Below are 13,844 nucleotides of genomic sequence, written 5' to 3'. Positions count from 1 at the left end.
CTACCACACCCGCACTGTCAGCCGGTATTGGTTGCCTCCAATCGAGACAGTTCGAGTCGCAACGGCGACCTCCCTCTGGGCGGATCCGGAGTTCGAGCGGGTCAGCTCGGTGTCGCTTCCGTCCCACCGGATCTCGGCGGGTTCGGCCGACGATGTATCGAGCGCGTGGATCGTCACGTTGGCGTTCCGACCGTCCAAAGAGAGCGCCTGCTCGAAGGCCGTCTCCCCCGCGACGTCGAAGGCGGTGGCACACTCCTCGTCGGCCAGCGACCCGTCTTCCTCGAAGAAGGCTACGACACAGCCGGTCGAAAGCGTCCCCGGCTCGGCCGTCGAGGCGGCGAGAAGGTCGGCCGAAAGCGACGTTGCCGCCCGATCGGCGACGAGCAGATCCGCGCCCGTTCCCCCTGCGAAGGGATCGAACAGCGTCGGAGCGTACGCGACCACGAAGACGACCGCCAGGAGGAACACGCTCGTCCCGATGGCGAAATCCAGCGTCGTCTGTCCCCTCCTCCTCGTATCAGGGCTCATATCAGCATGAACACCACCAAAGCGATCGTCGGCAGAACGATGACGAACTTCAGGCTGGCCAGTATCGAGACCTCCCGGATATACCCCGCGATGACCCCCGAGATGATTCCCTGGATCGTGACGGCGTGGAAGAAAAGCATCGTCAGCTCGTCGATATTGAGGTCGCCGCCGAACCCGCCGCCGGCGCCGGGAACATCCGAACCTGAGTCGGCGGTATCGACGAGCCCCGCCATCGTATCGAGGAATTCGACCTTCAACATCGCCATCACGCCCAGAAGCGTCACGTACGTCATGATGATGATGACCATCTGCATCCGCGTCTGGGACTTGCGCTCGCGCTCGATATCGTCTTGGTTCTCGGAGGCCTGGGCCGCCGTCGAGAGCACCTGTGTGATCTGACTCGAGGCCTCTTGTGCCTTCGAGATGAGTTTGACCGTCCGGGCGAGCCGCGGGATGTGATAGGCGTTGTTGAAATCCCGAAGCGCCGTCCGGAGGCTCGTCCCGTAGTTCACCTTCGCGTACATCGTCCGGAACTCGTTTGCGAGCCGGCCCGAGGAGGTCTCGGCGACCACTTTCAGGGACTCGAGGAGCGTCATCCCCGTATCGTTCGCGCTCGAAAGCTTCCGGAGGCTATCCGAGAGGTTGTTGGTGATCGAGCGCCGCGAGCGGACGTTCCACTCGTAAAAGACCGTCAGCGGGACGAGATTGAGATACAGCGGCAGATAGACCCAAAAGAACGTGCCCCGGATCGGCGCGTCGACCATCCCCTCCAGCGTCGTCGGCGTGAACCCCGCGAGGACGGAGAAAGCGACCAACACGAGCGATGCGGGCAGCGTGATTGCGAGTACCGCCAGCGGGTGCTCCCGGAAGAACAGATGTGGCTGTCTGAGGATCCCCAGCATGACGTGGGTTCCTTCCCTCGATTCGATCCGCGAGAAGATGGGGTACCGGTCCGCGTACGCCTCGACCAAACCGAGATCGAACATTCCGCCCGATTCGTCGGCGGTCTCGCCGTCGGTCCGGAGGTACCCGTCGCCGACCTCGTCGGCCACAACCGTCGAAACGAGCACGAGAAACCCGACGCCGACGAGCGGGATCAGCCCGTAGACCGTCCCGTACAACAGCGTGCTTTGGGATTCCCCGAGCATCGACATGATGACGATGATGATGATCAAAAGCAGCGGAAAAAGCGACAGCGTCATGTACATCTCGCCGAAGAGCTCGAGCGTCTCCAGGACCCGCTCTTGTTCCTGTTTGGAGGTCCGCATCTGCTTTTCCTTCTGGTCTTCGAGGAACTGTTCCATGTCGCCCCCGGAGTTGATGATCGAGAGCATGTCGGTCAGAAACTGGCTGAGTTCCTCGGAGGGGGTCTGCATCGCCTGGTTCCTGATCGCCGTCCGGTAGTCGGTATCGAAGTACTCGGTCTCGAGGACGATCGACTGGAACTCCTTTGCGACCTCGCCGTAGGTATCGTCGGCCCGCGCCATCGCCTCGAGGATCTCGAGTTGGTTGAGCCCGCCGACCGACAGCGCGTACATGAACGAGACCGAATCCGAGAGCAACACGTTGATCTCCCGCTTGCGAGCGCCGGCATCGAGGTACGGCTTTGCGACCATTCCGCCGAACCCCGAGCCGAACCCGACCGAACCGAAGAACAGCCCCGAGAGGAAGACGAGAAACGGCAGTTTCAGCGCGTTCACCGTCGAGAGATACGGCTCGGGAAGCGGCAAGCCGAGGAGAATCGGCGGGTCGGTGACGACGACGGTGACGAGGAACCATCCGATCAGCGTCCCGATCACCCACAACAGAACCCCGACGATCACGCCGACGGCGAGCGCCTTCGAGAGGTACAGCTCGACGGTCTGGGCCATTCGGGCCTCGGCGAGTTTCCGCTCGACGTCCCCGACGAAGTCGCTGTCCTCGTCGAAGAGCCACCGGAAGAGCGGATAGAACACATCGGCGAGGGCGTCGATCCCCGATCGTCGCGGGGCCTTGCTGACGCTCATGGCCCGTCGTCTTCGGTATCGGGATCGAACCCGCCGGTGTCAGGATCGTCCGGTTCGTCGTTCCGGTTGAGGCCCCCGAAGTCCGGAACGTCCTCACCGTCCTCGTCGTAGGCGTCGAACTCCGGGGTGTCACCCCCGAGATCGCCGAGGTCAGGGACGTCCTCACCGTCGTCCTCGTTGAACACCCCGAAGTCGGCGCGTCCGGTATCCGCCCCGCCGCCGAACGCCCCGACCCCGCCGTCGGTCGTCGCCGCGTCGTCGTCCGACGTGTCGCCGAGATCGAGATCGAGATCGATACCAGTCACTCCGGGATCGTTCGTCTCGGCGACGTCGCCGGGGCCGGGACCGAATACGTCGATGTCGTCCGCGGGGTCGATATCGAGTACCTCGGCGACGTCTGCCGTCAGTTCCTCATCGCGGTACTCTTCGAGCAACGGCTCTGCCTCTTCGAGTATCCGTCCGGTCTGCTCGAGGATCTCCTCGCTCGCCTCCGGGCGCGGGACCATCGCCTCTTTGGACGGGTCGATGTCGATCTCGACGGACTCCATCTCGCGGAGGTCCTCCAGGGAGCGTTCGAGCTCCCCGGTCGCGATGAGCGCGAGGATCGTCTCCTCGTCGTTGATAAATGCCTGCAGCGTCGCCGCGACCTGCGTGTAGGTGTTGAGCCCCTCGTGGATGAGATACGCCAACACGAGCTGGCGGGTGAATATCTCCCTATCGAGTCGATCCCGGTCCCAGCCCCGGTCGAAGGCGATGCTGTCGAGCGTGTTCGAATCGCCCATCTGAAGGAACCGGTCGGTCTCGGCCTGCCACTGGAAGACGTCCTGAACGTTGATCTCGTCGTTCTCCGGATCGTAGTGGTTGATCTCGGTGATCGATTTGTTCCGGCGGACCTTGTTGTCCCTGATCCGGGTCTGCGTCTGGATCGAAACGAGATCGAGCGCCGTAAACATCGTCTTCGAGACGTTGATCGGATCGGTCGTGAACCGTTTTATCACCTCGCCGACCGAGTCGGCGTGGAACGTCGTCAGCGTCGTGTGGCCGGTCGACATGACCTGAAAGAGGGTTCGTCCCTCCTCGCCGCGGATCTCGCCCATGACGATGTACTCGGGGCGCTGTCGCAACGCGGCCTCCAGTAAGTCGAACTCGTCGACGTCGCCTTTATCCCCGTCGCTGAACGAGGGCCGGGTGACACTCGCGATCCAGTTTCGCTGGGGTAACTCGACCTCGCGGGTGTCCTCGATCGAGACGATCTTGGCCTTGCTCGGAATGAAAAGCGAAACGGCGTTCAGCGAGGTCGTCTTCCCGGAAGCCGTCCCGCCGGCGAAGACGAGCGATTTCTGGTTCTCGATGCTGAGCCACAGGAAGGCCATCTCATCGAGCGAGAAGGTGTGCCAGTTGATCAGATCGATCGGGGTGTGCGGGACGTCCTTGAACTGTCGGATCGTATAGTTGGTCCCGTGATCCGAGACCTCCCGGCCGAGCGTGAGTTGGGCCCGCGATCCGTCCGGCAGCGTCGCATCGACCTGCGGGCTCCGCTTTGAGATCCCCTTGCCGGATCGCTGGGCGAGTTTGACGACGAACTCGTCGAGTTCTTCGGTGCCGTGATAGACGTTGGTGATGATCTGTTCGTACTCGGAGTGATAGACGAACACCGGCGAATCGTAGCCGTCACAGGAGATGTCCTCGACGTTGATGTCGTGTTTGATCCCGTCGATGCGCTCGAACCCGATGAAGTCCCGCCTGAGGAAGTACAGCAGTTTCTCGATCTGGTGTTCGGTGAGCGTCTTCGATCCTTCCTCCAGCACGGCGGGTTCGGGGCGAGCCTCGATCCCCTGGAGTTCGCCCGGCGCCTCGGACGCCGCCTCGTCCGTTTCGTCGATCCCGAGAAGCTCCTTGCCGAGTCCGAGGAGTTCCCGAACCGACGCGAGGAGCCCTCCGTCGTCCGGTCTCGCGCCGTCGGCGTAAAGATCGTACCGTTCGAGCAGGTCGTGCGTCTCCGTCTCGATGACCGCCTGTCGGATGTCCTCGCCGTCCGAACCGTCCTCTGAGACGATCTCGTCGTCGGAGTATTTGATCGCCGTCTTCAGTTTGCCGACGAGGAACTCCCGGAGGTCCGACTCCAGCGGCGTGAGATGCGGCTCGATCAGGTAGTATTTTTTTTCGTTTTCCTTCTCGGAGTGAAAGATCACGACGAACGCGTACGGTTTGTTGACCCAGTACCGATCGACTTCCCGGAAGTGGCTCTTTTTTTCCTGTGGGACCGCCCGCTCGAGGTCATAGCGGGTGACGGCCGTCGTCGTCCCGTGGTCGGTCGAAAAGAAGGCGTCCTCGTCGAGGTCGGGATCGACGCGGACGGTTCGCTCCTCGAAGAGCTCCGACAGCGTTTCGACGGCGTCGTCGCCGGCGCCGATGCGGGCGGGCAGGTCCGCCGGCGGGAACCCCAGATACGACGCCGGGTCGAACGGCTCGTCGTCGGGAGGATCACCGTTTTCGTCGTAGTGATACTCACGCTTGAACTCCTCCCAGCAGTACTTCCCGACTGCGATGGGGGGATCCGCCTCGATCGGTTCGGCTCCCGAACCCGAGTCGGCGTCCGTCCGCCCGTCGCCGGACGGCTCCGGAGCTGGCGCGGTCCCGTGATCGCCACCGTCGGAGCCGTCTGTAGACATTATTATATGTCTCTATGCGTCCTCGCTGAAAAAGCGTTCCTACGGAATCAGCGTGTGAAACGGAGGGACGGTTCGTTCGCCGGCCCCCGGAAGTTCGGCCGCGTCACCCTACGAAACGAACCGTTCCAGGCGATCCATCGCCTCTCTGAGTTCCTCGAGGCCGGTCGCATAGGAGGCCCGGAGGTGACCCTCACCGCCGGCACCGAAGGCGCCGCCGGGCACCATCGCGACCGACTCGGCTTCGAGGAGATCCTCGGCGAAGGCTTCGGCGTCACCGCCGGGACATTCGGGGAAGACATAGAAGGCACCGGTCGCCTCGAAACAGTCGACCCCCATCTCGGCGAACCGCGAGAGGACGAAGTTCCGACGCCGGTCGTACTGGGAACGCATCTCGGTGACTGCCTCCCGGCAGCTCTTTAGGGCCTCGATCGCGGCGTGCTGGGCCGTCGTCGGGGCCGAGAGCATCGTGTACTGGTGGACCCGGTTCATCGCCGCGATCGGTTCCGCCGGCCCCAGGGCGTACCCGAGCCGCATTCCCGTCATCGCGTAGGCCTTCGAGAAGCCGTTGAAAACGATCGTTCGCTCGCGCATGCCGTCGAGTTCGGCAATCGAGACGTGCTCGCCGTCGTAGGTGAGGTCGGCATAGATCTCGTCGGCCAGGACTGCGATGTCGTGTTCCCGACAGAAGGCCGCGACCTCGGCGAGTTCTTCTCGGTCCATCGTCGCGCCGGTCGGGTTGTTCGGATAGCAGTAGACGAGAACGTCGGCGGCCTCGGCGCCGGCCGACTGCAGGGCGGCCCGGGTGAGCGTGAACGCCTCGTCGGCCCGCGTCGGCACGTCGAGTACCTCCCCGCCGGCGAAGGTCACCCCGGGCGTGTAGGAGACGTAACACGGCTGGGCGACGGCGACGGTATCGCCCGGATCGACCAGCGCCCGGAAAGCGAGATCGATCGCCTCGCTCGCGCCGGCGGTCACCAGGATCTCGTCGTCGGGGTCGTACTCGAGGTTCCAGCGGCGGACTTCGGCCGCGATCGCCTCCCGGAGTTCGCGTTTGCCACGGTTGGCGGTGTAGGAGGTCCGACCCAGTTCGAGGGAGGTGATAGCGGCCTCGCGGGCGGCCCAGGGCGCCGAAAAGTCGGGTTCGCCGACGCCCAGCGAGATGACGTCGTCCATCTCCTCGGCGAGTTCGAAGAACCGGCGGATCCCGGAAGGCGGGACGTCGGCGACGCGTTCGGAGGGATCGAACGTCATGGGGTGACCGAGAGCCGATCGTCGTCGCTCCCGTCGTCGAAGCGGTGACCCGCCTGCTTGTAGGTCTCCATGATGTAGTGGGTGACCGTCTGGGTGATCTCCGGGATCGGGGCGACCTTGTCGCTTACGAACCGGGAGACCTCGCGCATGTTCTCGCCCTCGACTTCCAGGGCGAAATCGTAATCACCGGAGACGAGCCGGAGTCCCTGGACTTCCCGGAACCCGGCGAGTCGTTCGGCGACGTCCCGGTAGCTGGTCTCCCGATCGAGTGTGACGTTGAGTTCGACGTGGGCCCGTACGCGCTCGCTGCCGACGGCGTCCCAGTCGACGACGGCGGTATAGCCCTGCACGACGCCTGCGGCCTCGAGTTCGTCGATAGTCTCTTCGACGGTCGCCTCCGAGAGGCCGGTGAGGCGTGCGAGATCCGCCGCCGAGTAGCGGGCGTTCTCGCACAGTGCCTCCAACAGTTCCTCGGCGTGCTCCATACACCATAGGGCGGTAGCGCGGACTAAAACGTTGCGAGCCACGCCGACGATACGTGCGTAACCTCATAATATAATGTTCTTCAATTGAGGATGGAATATAAGGTAATGGGTTGTTATATTATCTCTCGATACTATTATTATCCATAGGCACATTCGGGAGAGTATGAAACAGCACGCGATGCGGACCGCGATGGCGCTGTACGAAAACGGCACACTGGATCTGCAGACAGCCGCCAGCCAGGCCGGCGTCTCCACGGACCGGCTCCGCCGCGCCGTCCGTCGCGTCGGCGGATCGGAACCGACGGTGACCGCCCAGCCCGACCGCGTCACGCTGGGAGCCGACTGAGGTCGACGGGCCGCCGACCGACGAACGGGCCGTCCTGTTCCATCCCCGCCATCTTCGTTTCCGCCCTTCGCGCTGTCTTCAGTATCCGTCCGCGTTTTGCGTTCCTTTTCTCGGCGAATGGCTCGCCGTCCACCGTCGAGGGATCTACTATAAAAACATCCAAGCGGGTCCGAAAGCTACGGATCGTATGTCCACCGTCCGAAACATCGCCCGGGGTGTCGGTGCCTTCACCAGCAACGCCTTTCTCGTCGACGGCGACCGGACCGTTCTCGTCGACGCCGGCAGTGACTTCGACGCTGTCGAGCGGATCGACGCCGCCCTCGGCGGACTCGACGCGGTCGTACTGACCCATACCCACCCCGACCACGTCGGTAACGTCCCGTCGATCGTCGGCGCCTTCGACGTCGACGTGTGGGGTTTCGACCCCGATCACGAATTAGTCGATCATGCGATCGGTGACGGCGACCGGATCCGGATCGGCAACAACGAGTACGGAGCGTTGCATACGCCGGGACACAAAAACGACCACCTCTGTCTGTACGCGCCCTCCTCCGGACGGCTCTTTGCGGGGGATCTGGTGTTCGCAAACGGCGGCTTCGGCCGGACCGACCTCCCCGAAGGGAACCGCAAAACCCTCATCGACAGTATCGACTACCTGCTGTCGTCGGTCGGTAGCGAGCTATCGACGATGCACACCGGGCACGGTCCGACCGTCGATACTGACCCGCGGCGTCACATCGAACTCGCCCTGGAAGCCGCGCGGTTCTGAAGCCGATTTACCTGAGTTTCCGGGCGCGGCAGACGAACGTCTCCGTCCGAGAGACCGCGTGATCGACCGTCAATCCGGCCGAACCCAGCGCCGAGACCGCGTGTCCGAGCTCGTGGCGCTCCTCGGGTACCGATCCTCCCTCCCCGGGACCGTTTCGGTCCCAGTCGACGATCACGACCCGCCCGCCCGGACGGAGTATTCGCGAGATTTCGGCCATCGAGTCCTCGCCGGAGAACTCGTGATACGTCATCGTACTGAAGACCCCATCGAGCGCCCCGTCCCCGAAGGGGAGGTCGGCGACCTCCGCGGTGACCGGCCGGACGTTCTCCGGGATACCCTTCTCCTCGTACATGTCGTGCATCTCCGGCTGGACGTCGACGGCGTGGACCTTCGCGACGCGCTCGGCGATCGGGTCGGTATAAAAACCGGTGCCACTGCCCAGATCGGCCAGTTCGTCGTCCGGTTCCGGCGACAGGATCGAGAGGAGTTCCTCGATCGAACACCACCGATAGCGGCTCTCGTCGTCGAGTTTCTCGGCGCGCTCGGGGTCGAACGTGTGAAATCCCATATCGGACCGTCTCCCGCCGCCGGCATAACGGTGGCCCCTGGGCGGGACTCACCACGGTCGATCCAGCTTCTCACGCCGGCACTCGAGGACGGCAAACCGCTCGCCCCGTCGCACTTCGAGCCAGCCGAGCAGCCGTTCGGCCCACTCGAGCTTTCGAGCTTTCTCGGGACTGACCGACGGATCGTCGAACGCCCAGCCGGCGAAGACGAGCCGATCGGCGCCGCAACAGTCGGCTAGAAACGCCGCCCGGTCGCCGTCGGTGAAGCCACCGGGGTTCGCCACCGGCGGCGTGGGGGCGGCCTGAGTCGTCGGGAGGACCGACCCGGTATCGAACGTCGGGACGTGTCGTTCGATCTCCTCGACGTTGTCGCCGTGGGCGTGGATCGCGACCGGGACCCCACGTTCGGTTAGCTTTCGGGCCGTCTGTGGGACCTTATCGAGGTCGGTGACCATACAGTCGACGTCGATCCCCGCCTCGAGACAGACCGAAGCGGCACTCGAGGCCGCGACGACGTGGTCGGCCCCGCTGACGCGTTCGAGTTCCGAGGGAAGCGTCGGCGCGGCCCCGCAGACCGCCACCGTCCCCGGGAGGTCGATCCCCTCGATAGAGAGCGGATCGTCCCCCGCGACGAGCGCCGCGAGACGGTCACGCGCCCGTTCGTCGGCGGCCCGGTCGTACCCGAAATCCGAGAGGATAGTTTCGTACACGGGACGCCACTCTGTGTATCGCATAGCCACTATCCGGAATAAAGACATTGCCCGAAGCGCACCAAGGTACCCCTACCCAAATGTGCTCTTCGGGCTTCCAGTCGGTCATTCCCCGGCCTCTGGCATAAGTTTTCTTGTACGAGAGGTCGTGTGTCGGTCACGCGTCAGACGCCCCGAGACCCTCACAGAGACGCGCTATCGCGTCGGTAGCCGGTCCCTCGATCGACGCCGAAAGCGCCTCAAACTCCCGGACCGTCCCGGCGAGGACGAGCCCCTCACCGCGGAAGACGGCGAGGCCGACCCGACCGGCCGTCTCGGCGATCTGCGGGATGGCTCCGTTCGACGGGGGGATTTCGACGGCGTGGGTCATCTCGGCGGGATCGTCGATGCCGGCCGAGATCCGGCCGAGATGGCGAGCCAGTTCCCGGTCGGTCGTCACGTCGAGTTCGGCGATGTCGTCGGCTCGAAACCGTTTCTGTGTGAACTCGTGGCCGACCAAAGCGGCGTCACGCGTCGCCGCGACGTCGTGGGTCCGGACGACGTGGGCGCCGCGTTCGACCGCCATCGACGTCGCGGCCAGCGAGGCCGGCAACGCCGCCTCGGTATCCCGTCCCGCGATCTCCCGTAGGAAGTTCTTCCGGTTGATCGAAACGAGGATCGGCCGCCCGTAGCCGCGGAACTCCCGGAGCCGATCGAAGGTCTCCCGGTCGTCCGCGGTCGTCTTCCCCTCGGACCACCCGCCGAAGGCCGGGTCGAGGATCGTCTTCTCCGTGAACCCGTTCCGTTCGAGGGCCTCGTAGATCCCGTCGACGTCCTCGATCGCGCCCGGCCGCTGGAGGTCGGGCGGGGAGGCCATCTTCGAGACGGCGACGTCGTAGTCGGCACAGACCGCCGGCATCTCCGGGTCGGCGAAGCCACAGATGTCGTTGACCATCTCGAAGCCGGATTCGAGGGCGGCGGCGGCGACCTCGTGGTACCGCGTCTCGATCGACCAGACCGCATCGCCGGAGGTCGATTCCAGCGTCTCGATCGCCGTCTCGAGCCGTTCGAGTTCCTCTTCGGCCGAGAGCACCTCGAAGCGCTTGTTCGCCGACTCGAGGCCGACATCGACGATGTCGGCTCCCTCGTCGATCAGCTCCTCGTCGACGTAGGCGGCGGCCTCGCCCGGATCGGCGAAGACGCTCGGATCGTAGGGGGACTCCTCGGAGACGTTCAACACGCCCATGATCCGCGGCGGGTACTCGTCACCGATCTTCAGACCAGCTGCATCGACCGTTCGCATATCTCCGATTGGGGCGGCGACGGGTAAAGCCGACTGATACCGGCACGTCACGGCGGGTGGATGACGGCTTCCTCGCCCGGTTCCCCCTCTCGTCTCCGCCAACCGACCGTCGATCCACGCCACATCGGGGGTCTACGAAACTGGAATCCGCCGCGATGTTAATGAGTCCGTAGCCCCTACGTCTCACCGTATGAACTGTAATAAATGCCGTTCGATCGGTGCGCTGTGGGCGATCGGCCAGGGACTCACCAGCGCGCTCGCTCCCCAGTTGAGTGTCGTCTTCATCAGAAAGATGATCGGGAAGAACTTCGAAAACGCCGGGGAACTCGAAGCGAAGCCGGAATACGTCCGACAGATCCGTGCGCTCGGTATCGGTCTGGCTGCGGCGGGGATCGCGACGCTCGCGATGGAACGCGTTGCCGACCCGGACGAGAACTGATTTTCGTTCCTCGGGTGAACCACCCGCGGCCAGCCCTGTGAACTGGCGTGTTACCGATCGTCGCCCCGAAGTCGAACGCGGTCCGCACCGCGGACGAACGTGCTTATGCGTCCGGAAGCGAACTGTCCGATAATGGTCGATATCGCCGTCGCCGTCGTCGGAGCCGAAACGCCCGGCAACGTCGGCACTATCGCCCGCTCGATGAAGAACTTCGGGCTCGCGGAGTTGTATCTGGTCGACCCGCCGGAACTGGACCCCGACGGGGAGGCCTACGGCTTCGCCGGCCACGCCCGCGAGGACGTGTTGCCGAACGCCGAGACGGTCCCCTTCGAGTACCTCGTCGAGAACTTCTATACTGTCGCCTGTACGGCGACGACGAATCAGGACGCGACCAGCCACGTCCGGTATCCGTTCCTCGAACCGGCCGAACTCGCCGGGAAACTCGCCGAAGTCGACGCGGACGTCTGTGTGGTCTTCGGCCGCGAGCGCGTCGGACTGACCAACGAGGAACTGGCGGAACTCGATCGGATCTGCTCGATCCCCGCGAGCGGCGAATACCCGGTTTTGAACCTCGCGCAGGCGGCGACGATCGTCCTCTATGAGCTGCGGGGGCTGACCGTCGAGTCGACCCAACACCCCGAAGAGGCCCACGAACGCGCCGAGGAACACGAGATCGAGGGCCTCTATGCGACGTTCTCGGAGTACCTCCACGACATCGGCCACCCCGACGAGAAGATCCCGAAAACCGAACGGCTCTTCCGGCGGCTCGTCGGGCGGGCGCATCCGACCGGTCGGGAGGCACGGACGATGCGGGGCGTTCTCCGGCGGGGAGCGATGCGGGCAAGCGGCGAGATTCCGCGGGATAGCTCCTCGGACGCCGAGCGCGAAGGGTGACTACGCCGTCCGCTTGCCGATTTCCTCGCGCAACAGCTCCGAGACGACCTCGCCGTCGGCTTTCCCCCGCAGCGCCCCCATACACTCGCCCATGAGCGCCGAGAACGCGCCCATACCCTCTTTTTCGACCTGTGCCCCGTTCCGTTCGATCACCTCGATCACGGTCTCGCGGACGGTTTCGCGGTCGACGCCAGCCAGCCCGGCCGCCTCGATCGCCTCCTCGGCCGACAGCGTCGGATCGGCGGCGAGTTCGGTCAAGACGGGGCCGATCCCCTCCTTTGCGAGGTCGCCGCCCTCGACGGATTCGAGCACCGAGAGCAACGCCGCCTCGGTGAGGTTTTCGACGGACACGCCGTCCCGCCGGAGCTCCGTCAGCGTCGACTCGAGTGTACTGGCGGCGGTCGTCGGATCGATGCCGCGCTCGACGGCAGCCTCGAACGTCGTCATGTGGCGGCCGTAGGCGACCTGTTCGGCCAGCCCCGAATCGAGCCCGAGTTCGGCTTCGTACCGCTCGACGCGTTCGGTGAGCAGCTCCGGCGTCTCGATCTCCGAGAGGTCGGGTTCGACCGGCGGTACGTCGGTCTCGGGGTACATCCGTGCGGCGCCGGGGAGCGGACGGAGGTACTCGGAGGTGCCGTCCTCGTTGGCACCGCGGGTTTCTTCGGGGACGCCCTCGATGGCGGTTCGGGCGCGGTCGGCGACAGCCTCGATCGCGCTCTCAGCGACCCCGGCGTCGGCCGCAACGAGCGCGACGGCGTCCCCCGCGTCCGCGTCGACCGCCGCCCGGAGCGTCTGGACTTCCCTTTCGGTGACACCGTAGGCCGGCAGTTCGTCGGTATGGAAGATCCCGCCCGCGCCGTGACGTTTGGCGTGATCCGAAAGCTCCGTGCCGAGGCGTCGGTCCGGCTGGATCTCACGGCCGACAAGGCCGTCGAACCCTTCGAGCCGGACAGCGAAGACCGATTCTGCGCCCGCGATGACACCGCTTTCGGTGTCCTCGAAGACGTCCGTCACTTCGCGCGGTTCGGCGACGGCGGCATTCCTCTGTTGCAGCGTTTCGGCGATATCGAGCAGTTCGAGCTGTCTGTCGACCTCGTTTTTGACGAGATCGTCGATGTCCTCAAGGCTCTGGACGCCCTTCATCTCGACTCTGGCGCCTTCCTCGATGGAGACGTTGACGTCCTGTCTGATGGTCCCGAGGCCGCGTTTGACCTTCCCAGTCGAGCGCAGCAGCATCCCGATGCGCTCGGCCGCTTCGCGGGCCTGCTCCGGCGTCCGGATGTCGGGTTCGGTACCGATCTCGACCAGCGGGATCCCGAGCCGATCGAGCCCGTAGGTCACCCCGCCGTCGCGTTCCTCGATCCGGGCGGCCGACTCCTCCTCGAGCAGCATGTCGGCGATGCCGACGGGGCCGTCGTCGGTTTCGATCTCGCCGTCGGTCGCGACGAGCGACGAGCGCTGGAACCCGGAGGTGTTCGAGCCGTCGACGACGATCTTCCGCATAACGTGGGCCTCGTCGGCGACGGTACAGTCCAAAAGCGCCGCGATCTCCAGTGTCGTCTTCAGGGCCTCGTCGTCGAGCCGTCCCGGCGGTTCGTCGTCCTCCTCGACGAGACAGGTACTGTCGAAAGCGAGGTACTCGAACTCCCGATCGACGCGGGACTCCTCGAGGGCGGCCTCGTCGAGTTCGCCGAGTTCGGATTTCGTCGGATGGAGATACCGGGTGAAGGAGCGAACGGATTCCTCGGGCTCTCTGCGTTCCGTCGGACAGCTACAGAAGAGTTTGGTCTCGGTGTCGAGTTGCTGGTGGATCTCCAGCCCGGCGACGAGACCGAGTGTCTCGTAATCGTGAGTCATTACCCGTCGCTGGGGCGCGGACAGTCAAAAAAGACACCA

General features: G+C 64.6%; 13 protein-coding genes. 4 read left to right on the top strand and 9 right to left on the bottom strand.

Annotated elements, in window-relative coordinates; translation table 11 throughout:
* From KM295_RS07650 to KM295_RS07630, 5 genes are all read right to left on the bottom strand, one after another.
* On the bottom strand, window positions 1-528 hold the full coding sequence (locus tag KM295_RS07650) for a DUF7287 family protein (protein WP_256029358.1): 528 nt from the start codon (window positions 526-528) through the stop codon (window positions 1-3).
* The gene (locus tag KM295_RS07645) at window positions 525-2,534 is read right to left on the bottom strand and encodes a type II secretion system F family protein (protein ID WP_256029357.1); all 2,010 of its coding nucleotides are present in this window, start codon (window positions 2,532-2,534) and stop codon (window positions 525-527) included. The genes KM295_RS07650 and KM295_RS07645 overlap by 4 nt, the downstream gene beginning before the upstream one ends.
* Window positions 2,531-5,206 carry a type II/IV secretion system ATPase subunit gene (locus KM295_RS07640; RefSeq protein WP_256029356.1) on the bottom strand — a complete coding sequence of 892 codons (2,676 nt, stop codon included), beginning with the start codon at window positions 5,204-5,206 and terminating at the stop codon, window positions 2,531-2,533. The genes KM295_RS07645 and KM295_RS07640 overlap by 4 nt, the downstream gene beginning before the upstream one ends.
* A gap of 108 nt (window positions 5,207-5,314) precedes the next feature.
* Window positions 5,315-6,457, bottom strand: a complete 1,143-nt coding sequence (locus KM295_RS07635; RefSeq protein ID WP_256029355.1) for a pyridoxal phosphate-dependent aminotransferase — start codon at window positions 6,455-6,457, stop codon at window positions 5,315-5,317.
* A complete protein-coding gene (locus KM295_RS07630; protein WP_256029354.1) occupies window positions 6,454-6,942 on the bottom strand; it encodes an Lrp/AsnC family transcriptional regulator in 489 nt (162 codons plus the stop codon). The genes KM295_RS07635 and KM295_RS07630 overlap by 4 nt, the downstream gene beginning before the upstream one ends.
* 163 nt (window positions 6,943-7,105) lie before the next feature.
* Here KM295_RS07630 and KM295_RS07625 point away from each other — a divergent pair, with 163 nt between their 5' ends.
* Entirely contained in the window at window positions 7,106-7,288 is a 183-nt protein-coding gene (locus KM295_RS07625; RefSeq protein ID WP_256029353.1) for a DUF7317 family protein, read from the top strand.
* Between the two features lie 187 nt (window positions 7,289-7,475).
* The gene (locus KM295_RS07620) at window positions 7,476-8,057 is read left to right on the top strand and encodes an MBL fold metallo-hydrolase (RefSeq protein WP_256029352.1); all 582 of its coding nucleotides are present in this window, start codon (window positions 7,476-7,478) and stop codon (window positions 8,055-8,057) included.
* Window positions 8,058-8,064: 7 nt separating this feature from the next.
* On the opposite strand, the gene KM295_RS07615 is transcribed toward KM295_RS07620, so the two are convergent.
* The 3 genes from KM295_RS07615 to folP all read right to left on the bottom strand — a co-directional run bounded on the left by KM295_RS07615 (window position 8,065) and on the right by folP (window position 10,615).
* A complete protein-coding gene (locus KM295_RS07615) occupies window positions 8,065-8,625 on the bottom strand; it encodes a class I SAM-dependent methyltransferase (protein WP_256029351.1) in 561 nt (186 codons plus the stop codon).
* 48 nt (window positions 8,626-8,673) lie between these two features.
* Window positions 8,674-9,357 carry a 6-hydroxymethylpterin diphosphokinase MptE-like protein gene (locus KM295_RS07610; protein WP_256029350.1) on the bottom strand — a complete coding sequence of 228 codons (684 nt, stop codon included), beginning with the start codon at window positions 9,355-9,357 and terminating at the stop codon, window positions 8,674-8,676.
* A 133-nt stretch (window positions 9,358-9,490) separates the two neighbouring features.
* Window positions 9,491-10,615, bottom strand: a complete 1,125-nt coding sequence (gene folP / locus KM295_RS07605) for a dihydropteroate synthase (protein ID WP_256029349.1) — start codon at window positions 10,613-10,615, stop codon at window positions 9,491-9,493.
* A 190-nt stretch (window positions 10,616-10,805) separates the two neighbouring features.
* Between folP and KM295_RS07600 the strand changes: the two genes are divergently transcribed.
* Window positions 10,806-11,054 (top strand): hypothetical protein, encoded by a 249-nt coding sequence (locus tag KM295_RS07600; protein WP_256029348.1) that lies wholly within the window; start codon window positions 10,806-10,808, stop codon window positions 11,052-11,054.
* A 132-nt stretch (window positions 11,055-11,186) separates the two neighbouring features.
* Window positions 11,187-11,948, top strand: a complete 762-nt coding sequence (locus KM295_RS07595; RefSeq protein ID WP_256029347.1) for an RNA methyltransferase — start codon at window positions 11,187-11,189, stop codon at window positions 11,946-11,948.
* On the opposite strand, the gene gatE is transcribed toward KM295_RS07595, so the two are convergent.
* A complete protein-coding gene (gatE, locus tag KM295_RS07590; RefSeq protein WP_256029346.1) occupies window positions 11,949-13,805 on the bottom strand; it encodes a Glu-tRNA(Gln) amidotransferase subunit GatE in 1,857 nt (618 codons plus the stop codon).
* Window positions 13,806-13,844 lie beyond the last annotated feature (39 nt).

This window comes from Natronomonas aquatica (assembly GCF_024449025.1).
GTDB lineage: Archaea > Halobacteriota > Halobacteria > Halobacteriales > Haloarculaceae > Natronomonas > Natronomonas aquatica.
Note: the sequence above shows the minus strand (reverse complement) of the source record. Positions and strands in the feature narration are given on the sequence as shown.

Bases quoted from the DNA above. Each gene is read 5' to 3' on its own strand.
- KM295_RS07650 (WP_256029358.1), bottom strand. From the start codon at position 528: ATGAGCCCTGATACGAGGAGGAGGGGACAGACGACGCTGGATTTCGCC.
- KM295_RS07645 (WP_256029357.1), bottom strand. From the start codon at position 2,534: ATGAGCGTCAGCAAGGCCCCGCGACGATCGGGGATCGACGCCCTCGCC.
- KM295_RS07640 (WP_256029356.1), bottom strand. From the start codon at position 5,206: ATGTCTACAGACGGCTCCGACGGTGGCGATCACGGGACCGCGCCAGCT.
- KM295_RS07635 (WP_256029355.1), bottom strand. From the start codon at position 6,457: ATGACGTTCGATCCCTCCGAACGCGTCGCCGACGTCCCGCCTTCCGGG.
- KM295_RS07630 (WP_256029354.1), bottom strand. From the start codon at position 6,942: ATGGAGCACGCCGAGGAACTGTTGGAGGCACTGTGCGAGAACGCCCGC.
- KM295_RS07625 (WP_256029353.1), top strand. From the start codon at position 7,106: ATGAAACAGCACGCGATGCGGACCGCGATGGCGCTGTACGAAAACGGC.
- KM295_RS07620 (WP_256029352.1), top strand. From the start codon at position 7,476: ATGTCCACCGTCCGAAACATCGCCCGGGGTGTCGGTGCCTTCACCAGC.
- KM295_RS07615 (WP_256029351.1), bottom strand. From the start codon at position 8,625: ATGGGATTTCACACGTTCGACCCCGAGCGCGCCGAGAAACTCGACGAC.
- KM295_RS07610 (WP_256029350.1), bottom strand. From the start codon at position 9,357: ATGCGATACACAGAGTGGCGTCCCGTGTACGAAACTATCCTCTCGGAT.
- folP (WP_256029349.1), bottom strand. From the start codon at position 10,615: ATGCGAACGGTCGATGCAGCTGGTCTGAAGATCGGTGACGAGTACCCG.
- KM295_RS07600 (WP_256029348.1), top strand. From the start codon at position 10,806: ATGAACTGTAATAAATGCCGTTCGATCGGTGCGCTGTGGGCGATCGGC.
- KM295_RS07595 (WP_256029347.1), top strand. From the start codon at position 11,187: ATGGTCGATATCGCCGTCGCCGTCGTCGGAGCCGAAACGCCCGGCAAC.
- gatE (WP_256029346.1), bottom strand. From the start codon at position 13,805: ATGACTCACGATTACGAGACACTCGGTCTCGTCGCCGGGCTGGAGATC.